Source organism: Cohnella abietis, from assembly GCF_004295585.1.
GTDB lineage: Bacteria > Bacillota > Bacilli > Paenibacillales > Paenibacillaceae > Cohnella > Cohnella abietis.
The window spans coordinates 6,918,305-6,934,215 of sequence record NZ_AP019400.1 but is presented as its reverse complement, the minus strand read 5'-3'; the positions used below and the strand labels follow the sequence as shown (position 1 = coordinate 6,934,215).

Here is a 15,911-nt window from a genome sequence, read left to right as displayed (position 1 = left end):
TACGAATCCCCTCTCAACCAAATTGAATGATATTAATATCTCCTGAGCATTGAGACTGTATTTCTTCAATATAATGATAAGGTTTAAAGTGGACTTTAAGTCAAATTAAACATAAGACTCGGCGTCATTCCAGTGAAGTTTGGACTTTCGAAGTGAAGGTAAGAGCTACAGATAGATTGCAGTTGGTTATAAACAGTGTTACTCTTACAACGGCAAACTCAAAATCTATGTCTGCAATACATCTATGAATATTCACTATTCTAGTTATAAAGAAGGTAACACTATGATAAAAGTTGATAACTTATCCTTCGCATTTCCGCAAAAAGAACTATATAAAAACATTTCATTTACGTTTGAAGAGGCACAACATTGCGCTTTTATAGGGACAAGTGGTAGTGGGAAAAGTACACTGATAGATATACTGATGGATCCAGAAAAATATATGTTCGATGGCAAGTTAGAGATGGATCCAACATGTACAATTGGTTATGTGAGTCAGTTCTCACAACCAGACAAAACGAAAGAAACAACCGTTTTTGAATATATAGGAGAACAATATATTAAGATACAAAATGAAATAACATCTATTTGTACTGAAATGGAAACATCATCGGATATTGATCCGTTATTAGAAAAGTATCAATTAGCTCTAGACGCTTTTGATTCAATTGGTGGCGATGATTTTGAAAGCAACATTAATAAGAAACTAAATCTAGCAAATCTCATGAAGCTAAAAGATATTAGGGTATCCGACGTGAGTGGTGGGGAATTCAAGCTTATTCAAGTGATGAAGGAAATGCTTAATAGTCCAGACTTAATGATTATGGACGAACCAGATGTATTTTTAGACTTTGAAAACCTAAATGCGCTTAAAAACCTTATTAATTCCCACAAAGGAATGCTGCTCGTTGTTACTCACAACCGATATCTATTGAATCATTGTTTCAACAAAATTATTCACCTTGAAAACATGGAGATCCAAGAGTTTGATGGGCGGTATATTGAGTATAATTTCTCATTACTTCAGACAAAAATTGAGTTACAAGAAATCGCAATCGCCGAAGATGAAGAAATTGAGAGAAACGAGAACATAATCAATAATCTTAGAGTTATTGCAACTTATAATGCAGAAGCGTCTAGAGGAAGAGCGTTAAAAGCTAGAGTTAGGTTTCAAGAAAGATTGGAAGCGCGTAGAATTAAAGCGCCATTTGTTGATATTAAGCAACCGAAAATAAGCTTTGGTATTGATAATGAAATTGAAGACACCATTGTTGTAAATGTTAATAATTATAGTGTTACCTTTGATGAGTTGCTTTTAGACAATGTTAACTTTGAGATAAAATCTACTGATAAAGTAGCCATTATCGGTTCAAACGGTACTGGGAAAACGACTTTACTCCGAGATATCTTTAAAAATAATCATGATTCAATTGACATAAATGCTGATGTTAAAGTGGCTTATTTATCTCAACTTCAAGGCGAAATGCTAACGGATTCTAATACAATACTAGAAGAATTCATTGATGCCGGGTTTAAAACTTATGATGAGATTAGATCGTATATTTCAAACTATGGCTTTGAAGGAGAAATCGTTAATCAGAAGATAGAATCTTTATCTGGTGGAGAAAAAAACATGCTTCAATTGGCTAAAGTTTCTGCCAGTAAAGCAAACGTACTGCTTCTTGATGAACCGACAAGCCATTTAGACACCTATACACAAATAGCACTGGAGAAAGCCATCGAAGACTATAAAGGTGCGATTCTCATGATTTCTCATGATTTCTATTCTGTTGTAAATGGTATGGATTATGTTTTAATCATTGACGATAAGACGATTAGAAAAATGAGCATGAGAAAATTTAGACAGATGATTTATGCTAGTCATTTTGATAGAGACTATTTAGAAACTGAACAAAAGAAAAAATCAGTTGAAATGAAAATAGAATTGGCTTTAAAAAATACTGATTTTGAACTTGCAAAAGTATTGGTTGAGGAGCTAGATGAGCTGATTAAGCTGCTATAAATTACAACCTTCATTCCATTTCCGGCTTGGCTCCAGTATAGTATCAAAAAGCTTGCGACTTTATCTAAGTCGCAAGCTTTTTTCGCTCTATAGGCATTTATAGTCTTGAATAATGACATCGATCACATGCTTTCCCCAATTCGAGGCTTCCGAGCTTGGTTCAATCCAAGCGTAGGTGATGAGTGCTTTCCACATAGCCCAACCGCGTGCGCGATTAATGGTATCCTGGTCAAAGTTCATGCGGTCCAAGAATATGCCGCGACTTTCATTATCAAAATAATTCCAAGCCATCACAAGATCGCTTGAGGGATCACCAACGCCTATAGTACCGAAATCAATGACGCCGCAAAGCCTACCATTTCGCACAAGTAGATTGCCTACTGCTACATCACCATGCAGCCACAGTGGTGCCGACTGATATTTCGTCGCAAGGGCAAGCTCCCATATTTCTGTTAAGAGCTTTTGATCATATTGGTCGGATAGCTTATCAATGACGGACCTAGTATCTTGATCGTAAACTGCCAAGTTTCCCCCGCGATGAAAGTTTTGTATGCCTGATGGTATGCCGTGGCTTGCATCAATCGCTTCTAATTCTTTCAAAAAGTCCGCGAGGTCTTCGGCAAATTTGTTTAAATCGACTACGTTGGCATGTGTGACGGTATCGCCTTCAATCCATCGGTTGACGGACCATGGAAGGGGATATTCGTTCGTCGGCTTACCTTGTGCAATGGGAACTGGAATGGGCAAGGACAGATGAGGCTTAAAAATAGGGAGCCAGGCCAGTTCTTTCTCAACCGCTGATGCATAATGTTCATGACTCGGTAGACGAACCGTTAGCTCGCTTCCCAGCCGATAGGTGCGGTTATCATGTCCACTTTTTTCTACGGGTACTATCGCTAAGTGACTCCACTCGGGAAATTGGCTATGAATTAATTGACATACCAATTCAGTTGTAATTCTAATCATTTCTTTCGCCTCATTATTCAAAGGTTGATGAATCGTAATCGTAAATAAATTATAATAATTCACCTTGATCATATCAAAGGATAAAACACTTTAAAAAACTTTTCGATACAGATCATACGGAGAACCTTTCCATAAGTCGAACAGCCGATATTGCGAAAACCATTAATATATTGCTTTTTTCTGTCGATATAAGTCGTTAGAACTATCTTTCAATCATTTCTTCAAGCGAAAACAACTGCGAGAGATTATATTACTGTGTCGGAAAGGAACTATGTGGATGCACTTTAGGTCTAAAGTCGTTGGTCTTGTTTTATCCCTATTTCTCCTTCTGTCCGTCTCGCCCGCGAGCGCGGAGGAACGTTCGTTCGAGATCAGCAAGGTCGATATTCATGCCGTCATCGACGCCGATGGAAACATGCAAATAACCGAGAGGGATACCTATCGATTTGATGGCGTCTTTAACGGAATTCTCGTCGACTTGAATACGGCCGGCTCGGACGGTATCGAGAAATTCACGGCCTACGAGGTATCGGACAAAGGCGATGTTCAGCTTAGATTCGAGCAATCAGGCGACGGAAACGCGCTCCGATACAAGGTTTATTCCGAGTCCGCCGATACAACGAAGGTGTTCCGGATTTCTTATACCGTCAAGAATGTCGTGCAAATCTATGCAGACACCGCGGAATTGTACTGGAAGTTCTTCGATGAGACGAATGCTAACGCGCTGGGGACGGTGAATATCGTGATCGAGCTGCCGGAAGGAATCGCGAAGGGCGAGGTCACGGCATTCGGCCATGGCCCGTTAGACGGAACCACTAATGTCCAAGACAATGGGACGGTCCTCTTCCAGGTGAATTCATTGCCGGCCAATCAGATGCTCGAGGCGCGAGTTCTGTTCCCCGTGGACTATGTTCTGGGCAGCAAAAAAATAAGTGACGAGCCGATGCTCGATAAGATTATGGAGAAGGAGAGGAACTGGAAGGCGGAAGATGAGAACCCGGAAAGTTCGAATGACTACACGGAACCCTACGCGCTGCTCTTGTTGCTTGCCAACCTCGCGGCCGGCTATACGATTTACTTCCGATATCGCAAAGCCGCCAAGTCGGATTGGAAGGGCGACGATTATCGCGAGCTACCTTCTGACGCGTCGCCTGCCGTCGTCGGTTATTTACTCGATACCCAAGTCAAACCCAGGGATCTGATGGCGACTATGCTAGACTTAGTGAGAAGGAAATACATCGACATGGAGAGACTTGATTCGCCAAAGGTTGGAAAGGGGAAGCACGACTATTCTTTCATATGGCGAAACAAGAATACCGAGGGCTTGCTGCCGCACGAAAAGATGTTGCTCGAATGGTTCTTCGACAAGATAGGTGATGGTGATAAGGTGGCTTTGTCGGAAATCCACTTTGAAGCGTCCTTGCGATCCGATTTTCCGGTAAAATGGTCGGATTGGAAGGGGAAGGTCAAGGAAACGGCCATGGCACGGGATCATTTTAGAATAAACTCCGGCATTTACAGATGGGTTATTCTCTCTTCCTTCGTGCAGTTCATTGGCTTCTTTATCTTTGCGCCAACCGATTGGAAATGGTTGATGTTCTCATCGCTTCCGCTTCTCTTCTTCAAGCCGAAAAGCGTTCAGAGAACGAGTGCCGGACAGACCGAATACTTAAAATGGAAGGCGTTCGGTCGTTTCCTTCGCGCGTATAGCCGAATCGAGAAGCGTGATGCGATGGCCGTCCACTTATGGGATCATTACTTCGTATTTGCGATTCCACTCGGAGTAGCTAAGGGGATGATCAAGGACACCAAGGTCACAATCCTGTACGAGACAAACACAAGTTATGACGATTCCAGCCTTTACTATTCGACGGCCGTTAATGAATTCGACCAACTGAATAAGCTGTTTAATGAAGCGGTATGGGAATCGAGTTATTTGACTAGCGGCGGCTCTTCCGAGTCCGGTGGAGGGTTCTCTTCCGGAGGCGGTGGTGGAGGCGGCGGTGGAGGACGCGGAGCGTTCTAATGCCTTAAAGGGTTACGGAATGCAAAGAAGAGCTCGCGCGAATTGCATCGGCGGCCCACGTGGCCGCCTTTTTTTTCGTAGTAACGCAACTTACGATTTAAAATGCTGTTCAGAGAAAACGGGCTTTCTGCACTACGTTGGTGAAAAAGCAATAGCCCCCTAAGCCGTTTTGGCGGAAGGGGTTTGTTTAGAAAAATGCTTCATTAAGGCAAACAATATTCCTCAAGGGTCGCAACAAGTGAAGAAGGAAGGTCGATCTCCATTTTATCTTCAGTACAGCTGCCTCCGGGGACATGAATGCCTTTGGAGGACAATCGTTCGATCTGTGACGCCATTCGAGCGGAAAAACCGGGAGCGAGTAGTTCGGGATTTAGGGCTACAATGAACAGACCTACACCAGGCGAGTGACTCCCATCATCAAAGGATGGAGCATCCAGTGACCAGTTCGCGCCTGTCGTACCTGCGGCAAGTATTTCAATCATGAGTGCGATATTAGCACCACGAGTACCTCCGAAAGCAACTAAAGCCCCCTTGATCGCTTCACGCGAATCCATTGTGTTTTGTCCCTTCCGATCGATGGCCCAGCCTTCGGGGATCATCTCCCCCCGCTCTGCTGCCTGCCGAATATTGACAAACGCCGTGGCGCTAGATGCCTGGTCGATAACCAAGGGTGCTCTGTTGTCGACAGGTGCAGCGAATGCGAGCGGGTTAGTGCCATAAACAGCCTCGCTGCTCTGTCCCGCAGCCATTAAAGCAGATCCATTGGTCGCAGCCAGCGCTACCAATCCTTTACGGGCAAGCCGCCTTACGTAATAGCCCAACTCTCCAGCCGTATAGCTGTTTTGTAACGAAAATACGGTTACACCATAAGCGTTTGCCCGTGTTAGCAATTCTTCGAATGCACGATCAAAACCAAGTTGGGCGATCCCCCCCTTGGCATCGACCTGAATGAGAGCAGGTGCTGGAAAGAAGATCGCTGGCTCTTCTATGCCATTAATGCGACCACACAAAAAGCCTTCCAGATAGTCGGGAAGATGAGCAAATCCAACCGAACTCCGACCGGAACATTCCGCAGCGACAGTTGCTTCAGCCAGAGAGATTGCCACCGCTTTACTCGCACCAGCAGCAACACAGACGCGAATAGCCAACTCTCTTGCGCTCTTAAGATCGTATCGCATTGGCTATTATCCTAAGACTCGACTGAAATTGTGGCTTGAATTCTTTCATATCTTTTACTGTATTATTTCCTCTCAGCATTTCATCACACTCCGAGCTGAATTTCCTTCTATATATGTAAATACAAGTTTTTATCATTATATCATGGAAATAAGTTAGCCCGTTATGACAGGCATAAGCGCAGATGATCGTCGTCGACGCCGTTTCCCTCGAACAACTTATCCCGCTTGTTGCTGCTGGTAGCTCGTTCATTTTGTGTCATATGACATTATGACACTGGCGGTTTTGACATCAAGATCCGTAGAATACATCTACTACTTGGAAAGGATGTGGCTCCTTGATGGCCAGAACCGTCGTTAGCTTTGTTCAAAGCGGCTATTTCCTGCTGCTTACTTTCTTCACCGGATTGTTTTACTTTAGCTTTTATCTGGTCGCTCTTACTTTGGGCTTGAGCCTTTCGTTTACCGTCGCGGGGGTTCCTCTCCTGACTCAGGTTTTGCGGACGACGACCGCCTTCCTGCAATTTGAACGAGTACAGACCAAGATTTATACGGACATTACCACCGAGCCTTGCGTTAAATCCGTCAACTCCGATGTGTCCAACTGGCTTCAAGCAAAGAAGGAACTGATGAACCTACGCAACTGGATCGCAATTGGCTGGCTGTTGTTGAAATTTCCGATAGGGATTTTAAGTCTGATCAGTGCGACATTGCTCTACGCGGCGCCGCTTGTATTGATTGCGGTCCCGTTCCTCTATCCGTTTATCAACCTTTCCTTTATGGGGGTGTCAGTAGATACGGTTGCCAAAGCCGTGATGGTGTCGGCCACAGGGGTCTTATTAATGATGGTGAGCTCTAGGCTTGCGGGCCGCTTGGCGCGCTTGATAGGCGGCTACACGCGTCTGATGATCAAGCATGTGAATAGGTAGACGCCTTGGTCGGCTTCGCCTCGTAGTCGTACGATGGTATAGTTTACTCTATAGCCGTTTACTCAATACTAGTTACGTAATGTCATACTGAAGGTTTTTAGGGGTTGATGGTTTTGTTCGATATGGTCAAGCAATGGTTCTGGTACGACTGGCTCATGTTCATAATTCGCTTGGTATGCAGCATTTCTCTCGTGTTTACGACCATAGGGCAGCAAGAATATTTCTCGCTGCCGATTGTGGTTCTTATGCTGTGGCAGCTGATTGCTTTTTCCTTACCATGGTTTTGCTTGCAGCTCGATTATAAATACTACCTGTTTACCGAAATCGTGATCTCGGGCGGGTTGTGCTTGTATCTGGCTTCATTTTTTCCACAGGCCTACTTCTCATTCCTGCTGTATGCCTTTTTAATTGCTGCCCACAGCGCGCAAAGGGCCTATCTCTGGACAGGACCTGTATCCATATTGCTCCTGCCCGCCATAATTAAGCTGCTTGCAGAGCAGAGTGAATACTGGGTCATGGCCGTTCACATTGGGTTGGCGTATGTCTTCGGATTTTCCTTCCATTTACTCGTGCTCAATCATCGTCAAGGCGAAATTATCCGCGATCAAAATGCGGTGCTGGAGCAGTACCTGTCCCAAATCGAGCGCATTACGCTTGCCGAAGAGCGGAGCCGGCTGTCCAAAGAGCTTCATGATACCGTCGGTCATGCCTACACTTCGCTCATTATGGGATTGGAAACGTTGCGTCCGGAGCTGGCAACGGATACAGGAACGGAAAGTCTCGATTCTCTATTGAACCTGGCCCGCCAAAATATGGAGCAGGTCAGAGGCTACGTGCATCAAATCGAATCGCCGCATGAGGTGCTCCCGCTGCTTCAGTCTTTGAGGAAGCTGGCGGAGGAGTTTCAGGAGCATGCCAAGGTGACGGTTCGTTTCCATGCCTACGGGGAGGAATACCCTGTAATGAAGCAGGCGAAGACAGCACTCTATCGCTGCCTGCAAGAGTCGTTGACGAATGCCGTGCGTCATGGACACGCGACCGAGATTAAAGTTTCCGTGCAATTCGAGCCGCAGCAGACGAGACTGGAAATTCAAGATAACGGCCGCGGGATGGAGCATGGGAAGGAGGGCTTCGGCTTGAGCGCCATGAAGGAACGGGCGATGAATTTGCAAGGTCATGTAGCCGTCTATACGGAGCCGGGAGAAGGCACTCTTGTTACCTGTACGCTGCCTAGACAAACGGAGCTTAAGGATGAAGTCATTCGCCTGTTGGTCGTCGATGACCAGCCCTTTATCCGTGAAAGCCTGCGGGCTCTGCTGGAGGAGCATCAGGACTTGCAGGTTGTCGGAACGGCAGAGGATGGCGAGCAAGCGATCGAGCTGTGCAGGCAGGTTCAGCCGCAGCTGGTGCTTATGGATTTGGAAATGCCGAATGTGGATGGCATCTCCGCATCCCGTAAGATAAAAGAAACGTGGCCCCACATCCGCATTCTGATTCTTACCACGTTCGAGGATCCCAGACAGGCTTTGGAGGCGATGCGAAGCGGGGTGGACGGATACTTGTTAAAGTCCATGCAGCCGTTAGAGCTGGCCGAAACGATACGCACCGTCTACCGCGGGGGCACGCTGATCGATCAGGGCATGACGCACAAATTGTTTGCCCAATTGGAAGCGGACAATAGCTCGGATGATCCTTCGCTAATCAAAGAGTCATCGGCCTATGAGTTAACGCCGCGGGAGCTTGAAATTTTACAGCTCGTGTCCAAAGGGCTGCGATATAAAAGCATCGCTTCTAAATTGTATTTATCCGATGGTACGGTTCGAAACTATGCGTCATCGGCTTATTTGAAGCTGGGGGTCCGCAACCGGGAGGAAGCGGTGGAAAAAGCCAGAGAGGCTGGGCTTCTGGAATAACCCCAAGTTATTTATCATGGTGGCGGATGCCGACTTACGGAGTGATTTTACTTCGTATGATCGAACACCCGCCATTTTGATTTTTAAAGGTCGTTTTTTACTTTTTTCAGAATTATGGTTTCAGTTCATTAAGGATTGGCAATGTGTAGTAATCAAATGCCAGATCCAATAAGGCACTCGCTTCCTGCCGCTTCAGCAGCTGCTTGGAACGGAAGTTGATGGAGCCGTTCGAATTAATCTTGGTATCTGGGTCCATGATGCCTTGGGATACAAGGGTTGTGATGGCTTCAATTGCCCAGGCATCCGTTTCGCCACTCAAGTTAACCTTGGATCCAGGCTCAGCTTGCCTCAGATTTTGGATCATAACTGCCGCCATCTGTCTGGTGACAGGAGAATCAGGCTGATAATCAGGCAATCCGGACATCATCTGCTTCTTGTTTGGTTCAACCGTATAAGGCATGGTTTGCCAACCGTGGGCGCGCAGTAGTAACTCCGAGAATTCACCCTGAGTTATCGTTCCATTCGGATCGAAGAGGGTGGCCGATTTTCCGTCCATAACCTTCAAAGCATGAAGATTATGAATATAAGACGCATACTTGCTGTCCGCCGGTACATCAGTGAATGGCGCATCTATATCTATTTTTTGTGCATAACCCACGTAGTGCGGAAGCTGCATGTAATAGAAATAGGTGATTTGGCCTGCCCCATTTTTTTGAAAGGCCACTTTATTGCCGGATTCATCCTCAAAGAGTAAAGGGTGGATCATTTTCAGTGTACTCTTGCCCAGATCTCCTGTCTCCATAACCAATTTTTCGTCTGAATAGGAAACTTGGGTTCTTATGGATCCTAGACGCGTGTTTTGGTACAATCCCACGTAGTCCTTGGCCTGCTGTTCACGGATTGGCGAGTAGGATGGCTGTGGAGCCTCTTCTTTTCTCGGATAATAATGATTCATAAATGCCTCATACACGTCGAGACTCATCATGGAGTCGTTATTGTAGGACATGTAGAACGCTGTGTTTTCCTCCGGCAAAATAACAATTAAGGAAGAATGACCGGTTACATTTCCCCCTTTAATAACCACATGATGACCATTCATCTTCTCTTTGAAGTAGCCTTCGAATCCGATCGTTGTGACAGGGAACTCTTTGTCAGGGAACACCTGGTAGGTGTGCATTTGCTCGATGCTCTTGGAACTTAAGATTTCTTTACCTTCATACGTTCCTTTGTTCAGATGCATCATAAGGTACTTCACCATGTCATCTGAAGTTGAGACCATGCCGCCGCTAGGCCGATCAGTTGGTTTGAATCCCTCCAGAGCGATCAGCTCGCCTTTGGGCCCATAGTGGGCAGCCATTCTGCTGAGCAGTTCGGGGGTAAACCGCACATTCGTTGAGTTCATGCCTAACGGTTTGAAAATATTTTCCTCCATATACTGGGCGAATGACATGCCCGTTACTTCTCCTACCGCATACCCCGCCAGTGTGAACCCAAAATTATCGTAGGTGTATGCTTCCCCCGGAGGTCTGACAACAGTCGGCATATTCGATTCGAGAGAATCCTTCATCGGGAAATATTGATTCACATATTCCGGTTCCGAACCCGAGAGGATATCCGGCTTGTCAAAGCCGCTGGTATACGTAAGCAGATCGTACATAGTCAGTTTTTTCCCTGTTGTATTCGGTACCTTCATCCCTCCCAGGTATTCCTGGATATCGTGATGCAAATCAATCTTTCCCTTATCGACCAGCTGCATAGCTGCCAATGCCGTGAATTGCTTCGTCACAGAACCGATTTGGAAAACGGTGCTACTATCTACCGGAATTTTATTTTCCCTGTCGGCATAACCGTAACCTTTGCTTAACAGCACTTTCCCATTCGATATGACCGCAAAATTAGAACCAACCGTATTAAACTTCTTCATCGCGTCCGCAAAAATACTATCTGCAAAAGCCTCCAGTTCCTTGACCTCTCGCGGCCCCTCCAGGCTGGCCTCCTCAGATGCAACTGGTGCGGGAGCCTGTGGGATATTGGATGCGTTCCCTGATCCCAAACTAGCAGTAATAGCGGTAATGACCGTAGCAGTTAATAGCAGAACAGTTAATAGCAGAACAGTTAATAGTAGAAATGCGAGTTTCGTGCGAGTCCATTTCTTCATAATGATTTCTCCTTGACCATTAGATTTGCCGCTTAACAATCGGCTGAGCCCAGTATGGCAAAGGAGCTGTCACACCAACAAGTTGCATTTCGTCATCCATGACATCGAGCCACTTTGAAAGCGTCATGTGACAATTCGGCACTAGGTTTATTGACAAGGGAGGCATTAAGATACGTGCAAGGGCGATGGAGAGTGGATTTTCCGGTGGAGCATATGACAGTCTTCCTTGCCCAAAGCCATTAGAACTGGAGTGTGGACATCATCGCTTTCATACAAGATATCGTTATCCAGTACGGTTATATTGGCATCTTCTTATGCCTTGTGCTTGGTATTATTGGTTTGCCTGTGCCTGATGAGGTTCTCATGACGATTGTTGGCTATCTTTCTTCAATTGGGCTGCTTTATTTCCCAGTAGCCCTTGTGATCAGCGTCCTCGGGGCTATGAGTGGCATGCTGTGCAGTTACGCCCTTGGGCGGAAATTCGGCAAGCCATTGCTGTGGAAGTATGGAAAATGGGTTAGGCTAACGAACAAAAGGATAGAGAAAACAGAGAGCTGGTTCGAGCGTTACGGCCCCTGGGCCATATGCCTCGGCTACTATATTCCAGGGCTCCGCCATCTGACTTGTTATCTGGCAGGGATAAGCGGCATGAACCCACGGAAATATATACTCTACTCGGGCTTGGGAGCCCTGTGCTGGTGTGCGATTTTTATTTCAATTGGGTATTTTTTAGGGGGGCCAAAAACTTGAGTCGCATTGCCTATCGAATGCTGGGCTCAATTCGTGGCCGACCACCGTTTCGCCGAAAATGACGGCAGTGGCGCTTTTTGATAGAATGAGGGAAAAAACTCAATCCGGAGGTCACCCGATTATGCCCCGCAACCCCGAACGGGATCGTCTGCAAAGAGAAGAGAGAAGACACCAGATCATTTCGGCAGCGCTTCAGATGTTCACCCAGCGCGGAGTGGCAGCTTGCAAAATAAGCGATATTGCTTCCCACGCAGGGTTAAGCCACGGGCACGTCTATAATTTCTTCGCCTCGAAGGAAGAATTGCTAGAGACGATTGTGCAGCAATCCCAAGAAGCCTACGGTAATTTATTAATCGAAACGATCGCAATGCCGATTTCGGCGCTCGACAAAATCAAGCGGATTTCGGATTTTCTTTTGTTGCTTACCGATTCGGGCAAAGCGTACTGGATCGTTCTACAGGCGCAAGCGACGAATGTATTGTCCGATGCGGTCAAATCTCAAATCCTCGAGCGCATGTTCGTTAATCTCACGCTCCTTACGGAAATTATTGAACAGGGACAACGGGACAAAACGATCATGGAGGGCGATTCCACGCAAATCGCGATGTATTGTTTAAGCTTTTTCTCTGGTATAGGGCTATGGGACATTCGCGGCTTTGGAGCGCCAGATATCGATTCTGCCTGGAATTATTTGCTGAAGATGCTTCGCCCCTAATTCGAACCTAAGCTACGTAGAAATAAATATGTATTCCGATGGATAAAGAAGGTAAAAAAGGGTTGACAGATCGTGCGTCCCCCGGTAGTATATGTATCACGAGATACAGAATGACTTTAAAATCATTCTGTAGAATCATTGGGGAAGAAGTCGAATCAACTGGACATCCGGAGATTCAACGGTAGCGTTAGCAGCGATGCTAATTCCGTTGAATCTTTTTCATTTTCCGCGATGTTCCGAGCCTTTTTTTTCGAACTTTAAACCAACTATTCCTATGAAAAAACATTGAATTAAGGGGATGAGGAAATGGCTCGATTCGCTACCCGTCGATGTTAACCTTCAAATTTATTTTGTCGTGAGCGCCCGTTGAGCGGGCAGCAATGAAAAGAATCATCATATTTAGAAAAGAGATTACGAGGAGGAGAAGCAAATGAGTACACAAATCGAGAGTGCGCCGACAGGCGCATTGGAAATCGTGCCGATCGGCGGCAAAGTCGGAGCCGAGGTACAAGGAATCCGGTTGTCCGGTCAACTTGGTGAAACCGAAATCTCAAGTATCAAACAAGCGCTGGCTGAGCATAAGGTTTTGTTTTTCCGGGGTCAACAGCATCTGGACGACGCGGAGCACGAAGCGTTCGCCAAGCAGCTCGGCGAGCTGTACAGCCACCCGACGGTTCCCACGAAGGCGGGCACGAGCAGCATTCTGGAGCTTGATTCCCACCACGGCGGACGCGCGAACGCATGGCATACGGATATTACGTTCGTTGATGCTTATCCGAGTGCTTCGATTTTGCGTTCAGTCGTGATTCCGGCAACAGGCGGAGACACCGTCTGGTCGAATACGGCTGCAGCCTACAATAGCTTGCCGGCTGAGCTTCAAGCATTAGCGGACAGCCTGTGGGCCATCCACACGAACGATCAAGATTATGCGGCGAGACGGCCTGACCGTTCGAAAGAAGAAATTCAAGCTTATCGGAAGCAGTTTGCTTCAACCGTCTATGAAACCGAGCATCCCGTCGTTCGCGTTCATCCCGTTACCGGTGAAAAATCGCTTTTACTCGGCGGTTTTGTCAAAAAAATATTGGGCGTATCCCCCTCGGAGTCTGCGCATTTGTTAGAGATTTTCCAAACCCACGTTACGAAGCTAGAAAATACGATCCGTTGGCGCTGGTCGGTCGGTGACGTCGTTATCTGGGACAATCGCGCGACGCAGCACATTGCGGTCAACGATTACGGCGATCAGCACCGAGTCGTGCGTAGGGTGACGCTGGCGGGCGAAGTCCCGGTCGGCGTGGAAGGAAAACCGAGCTTTACTCATTCCAAGGCGCCGCTTGAAGCCTAATCAACCTAATTACAAATTACGTTAAGGAGAGGATCCCCTAATGAGCATCTCACGTCTATTTGCCAAATCGAACTTCGTCATCCTTACTGTAGCGATCGTCTTTGCAACCTTGTTGAGCGGCAATACGGCTCCCGTGCAAGCGGCTGCCAAACCGGTTACGGTAAACGTAGCAATTAACGGAGGATTGAATATTTTCGCCCTGTTGAAGCAAAAAGGTACGCTGGAGGCCGCCTTCAAAAAGTATAATGCCACCGTCTCCTGGAGTGAATTTCCAAGCGGTCCCCCGCTTTTGGAATCGTTGGCTTCCAAACGCGTAGACATTTCTCTGCTCGGTGACGGCGCGGCTTTGCAAGGCTTGTCGGCAGGCCTGCCGTTCCGTAGCATTGGACTCGTAAGCGAAGGAAGAAAATTGAATTCCATTCTTGTTCAGCCCGAAAGCAAGATCAAGAGCATTAAAGATCTCAAGGGCAAATCAGTCGCGGTTACGAAAGGAACGACTCCCCACGTATTTTTGATCAAAGCGTTAGCCAAAAACGGTTTGACGGAAAAAGACCTTAAAATCGTGAACTTGCAATTGGCGGACGCACTGCCAGCATTCGTGGCCGGCAAAGTCGACGCATGGGTGACGATTGATCCTTATACGACGCAGTTGACGATTCAAGAGAAGGGAACGGTGCTGGCAGGAGCGGATCAAGGCATTCAAGCTCCGGTAACCCTTATTGCGCGCACAGCGTTCGCTAAAGACCATCCGGAGCTCGTTACAGCTTTCCTTAGCGCTTATAAAGAAGCACTGGCCTGGCAGGAATCTCATGTGGATGATGCCGCACAGATTTATGCCGAGCTGAAGCAGATTCCCGCACCGATAGTCAAGCAAGTCATACTGAACCAAGACAGCACGTTGAGTCCGGTGACAAAGGAAGCGATCGCGACACAGCAAGCTTCCGCGGACGTGCTATTTAAAGAGAAGTTCCTGAAGAAAAAGGTGAAATACGCTGATTCTGTGGACAACACTTTCGTTAAAAAGGTATTGAAATTGAAATAATATATCGTTTTCTGCTGATCAGGGAAGAGGTGGTGTAGCCGTCCTCTTCCTTCATTCTGTTCGAGGGAGTGCCGAACATGTCGACTGCCAGGCTGGAAATTCATGAAGTAAGTAAAAGCTTCCGATCTTCGACAGGAGATACGGCGGTGCTTGACCGCTTGCAGCTCAGCGTGAACGAAGGGGAGATCGTGTCGATCATCGGCCCGAGCGGCTGCGGAAAAAGCACTTTGTTGAAGATCGTGGCGGGACTCGACGTCGATATCGGCGGCGAAGTTTTGTTGGATGGGCAAAAGGTGGAGAAGCCGTCCAAGGAGAAAGGGTTTATTTTTCAGGAGCACCGGCTATTTCCCTGGTTGACGGTGGAACGCAATATTGCGGCCGACCTCTCTTTGCGCGATTCGGAGGTCAGACGCCGCGTGAATGCGTTGATTGCGCTAGTCAAGCTGCAAGGCTTCGAGCAAGCGTATCCGAAGCAATTGTCAGGCGGCATGTCTCAACGGGTGGCGATCGCCCGGGCGCTTCTGCGCAATCCGAAGGTTTTGCTGCTCGACGAGCCGTTCGGCGCGCTCGATGCTTTCACACGAAGTCATATGCAGGAAGCGCTGCTCGACATTTGGAAGGAAAACCGGACGACGATGCTGTTCGTCACGCACGATATCGACGAGGCGGTATTCCTGTCTCATAGGATCGTTGTACTGGATGCGCGGCCGGGCCGCATAAAGGTGATTGTACCCGTCGATTTGCCGCACCCGCGCAAACGTTCGTCCACTTCCTTTCAAGAAATTCGTACCTACGTTCTTCGGGCGTTGGAGCATATCGAGCCGGAGAAGGAAAGCTACGACATATAAGTCCATCTTTAGTGCAGGGGGTGA

The 15,911-nt window shown here is 47.0% G+C and carries 12 protein-coding genes; 9 read left to right on the top strand and 3 right to left on the bottom strand.

Going from position 1 to position 15,911, the window contains the following annotated elements; all coding sequences use genetic code 11:
• The first annotated feature begins 283 nt into the window (after positions 1-283).
• Positions 284-2,023 (top strand): ABC-F family ATP-binding cassette domain-containing protein, encoded by a 1,740-nt coding sequence (locus tag KCTCHS21_RS30195; protein WP_130616182.1) that lies wholly within the window; start codon positions 284-286, stop codon positions 2,021-2,023.
• A gap of 87 nt (positions 2,024-2,110) precedes the next feature.
• Here KCTCHS21_RS30195 and KCTCHS21_RS30190 read toward each other — a convergent pair whose 3' ends face one another.
• Entirely contained in the window at positions 2,111-2,989 is an 879-nt protein-coding gene (locus KCTCHS21_RS30190) for an aminoglycoside phosphotransferase family protein (RefSeq protein ID WP_130616813.1), read from the bottom strand.
• Positions 2,990-3,266: 277 nt separating this feature from the next.
• Between KCTCHS21_RS30190 and KCTCHS21_RS30185 the strand changes: the two genes are divergently transcribed.
• Complete coding sequence (locus KCTCHS21_RS30185; RefSeq protein WP_157994161.1) at positions 3,267-5,015, top strand: DUF2207 domain-containing protein; 1,749 nt, start codon at positions 3,267-3,269, stop codon at positions 5,013-5,015.
• A gap of 203 nt (positions 5,016-5,218) precedes the next feature.
• Here the strand turns inward: KCTCHS21_RS30185 and KCTCHS21_RS30180 are convergent, their stop codons facing one another.
• Entirely contained in the window at positions 5,219-6,193 is a 975-nt protein-coding gene (locus KCTCHS21_RS30180) for an Ldh family oxidoreductase (protein WP_130616180.1), read from the bottom strand.
• Positions 6,194-6,531: 338 nt separating this feature from the next.
• Here KCTCHS21_RS30180 and KCTCHS21_RS30175 point away from each other — a divergent pair, with 338 nt between their 5' ends.
• Together KCTCHS21_RS30175 and KCTCHS21_RS30170 are read left to right on the top strand one after the other, a co-directional pair.
• Positions 6,532-7,119, top strand: a complete 588-nt coding sequence (locus KCTCHS21_RS30175) for a sensor domain-containing protein (protein WP_130616179.1) — start codon at positions 6,532-6,534, stop codon at positions 7,117-7,119.
• A gap of 122 nt (positions 7,120-7,241) precedes the next feature.
• Positions 7,242-9,032 (top strand): helix-turn-helix transcriptional regulator, encoded by a 1,791-nt coding sequence (locus KCTCHS21_RS30170; RefSeq protein WP_170211448.1) that lies wholly within the window; start codon positions 7,242-7,244, stop codon positions 9,030-9,032.
• 112 nt (positions 9,033-9,144) lie between these two features.
• Here the strand turns inward: KCTCHS21_RS30170 and KCTCHS21_RS30165 are convergent, their stop codons facing one another.
• A complete protein-coding gene (locus KCTCHS21_RS30165) occupies positions 9,145-11,190 on the bottom strand; it encodes a serine hydrolase domain-containing protein (RefSeq protein WP_130616178.1) in 2,046 nt (681 codons plus the stop codon).
• A gap of 261 nt (positions 11,191-11,451) precedes the next feature.
• Here KCTCHS21_RS30165 and KCTCHS21_RS30160 point away from each other — a divergent pair, with 261 nt between their 5' ends.
• The 5 genes from KCTCHS21_RS30160 (at position 11,452) to KCTCHS21_RS30140 (ending at position 15,887) form a co-directional block, all read left to right on the top strand.
• Positions 11,452-11,940, top strand: coding sequence for a DedA family protein (locus KCTCHS21_RS30160; RefSeq protein WP_130616809.1), 489 nt, complete (start codon positions 11,452-11,454; stop codon positions 11,938-11,940).
• A gap of 85 nt (positions 11,941-12,025) precedes the next feature.
• Positions 12,026-12,655 (top strand): TetR/AcrR family transcriptional regulator, encoded by a 630-nt coding sequence (locus tag KCTCHS21_RS30155; RefSeq protein ID WP_162309411.1) that lies wholly within the window; start codon positions 12,026-12,028, stop codon positions 12,653-12,655.
• Positions 12,656-13,085: 430 nt separating this feature from the next.
• Complete coding sequence (locus tag KCTCHS21_RS30150) at positions 13,086-13,997, top strand: TauD/TfdA dioxygenase family protein (RefSeq protein ID WP_130616176.1); 912 nt, start codon at positions 13,086-13,088, stop codon at positions 13,995-13,997.
• A 40-nt stretch (positions 13,998-14,037) separates the two neighbouring features.
• On the top strand, positions 14,038-15,039 hold the full coding sequence (locus KCTCHS21_RS30145; RefSeq protein ID WP_130616175.1) for an aliphatic sulfonate ABC transporter substrate-binding protein: 1,002 nt from the start codon (positions 14,038-14,040) through the stop codon (positions 15,037-15,039).
• 77 nt (positions 15,040-15,116) lie between these two features.
• Complete coding sequence (locus KCTCHS21_RS30140) at positions 15,117-15,887, top strand: ABC transporter ATP-binding protein (RefSeq protein ID WP_130616174.1); 771 nt, start codon at positions 15,117-15,119, stop codon at positions 15,885-15,887.
• Positions 15,888-15,911: the final 24 nt, after the last annotated feature.

Bases quoted from the DNA above. Each gene is read 5' to 3' on its own strand.
- KCTCHS21_RS30195 (WP_130616182.1), top strand. From the start codon at position 284: ATGATAAAAGTTGATAACTTATCCTTCGCATTTCCGCAAAAAGAACTA.
- KCTCHS21_RS30175 (WP_130616179.1), top strand. From the start codon at position 6,532: ATGGCCAGAACCGTCGTTAGCTTTGTTCAAAGCGGCTATTTCCTGCTG.
- KCTCHS21_RS30170 (WP_170211448.1), top strand. From the start codon at position 7,242: ATGGTCAAGCAATGGTTCTGGTACGACTGGCTCATGTTCATAATTCGC.
- KCTCHS21_RS30185 (WP_157994161.1), top strand. From the start codon at position 3,267: ATGCACTTTAGGTCTAAAGTCGTTGGTCTTGTTTTATCCCTATTTCTC.
- KCTCHS21_RS30150 (WP_130616176.1), top strand. From the start codon at position 13,086: ATGAGTACACAAATCGAGAGTGCGCCGACAGGCGCATTGGAAATCGTG.
- KCTCHS21_RS30145 (WP_130616175.1), top strand. From the start codon at position 14,038: ATGAGCATCTCACGTCTATTTGCCAAATCGAACTTCGTCATCCTTACT.
- KCTCHS21_RS30140 (WP_130616174.1), top strand. From the start codon at position 15,117: ATGTCGACTGCCAGGCTGGAAATTCATGAAGTAAGTAAAAGCTTCCGA.
- KCTCHS21_RS30155 (WP_162309411.1), top strand. From the start codon at position 12,026: ATGAGGGAAAAAACTCAATCCGGAGGTCACCCGATTATGCCCCGCAAC.
- KCTCHS21_RS30180 (WP_130616180.1), bottom strand. From the start codon at position 6,193: ATGCGATACGATCTTAAGAGCGCAAGAGAGTTGGCTATTCGCGTCTGT.
- KCTCHS21_RS30190 (WP_130616813.1), bottom strand. From the start codon at position 2,989: ATGATTAGAATTACAACTGAATTGGTATGTCAATTAATTCATAGCCAA.
- KCTCHS21_RS30165 (WP_130616178.1), bottom strand. From the start codon at position 11,190: ATGAAGAAATGGACTCGCACGAAACTCGCATTTCTACTATTAACTGTT.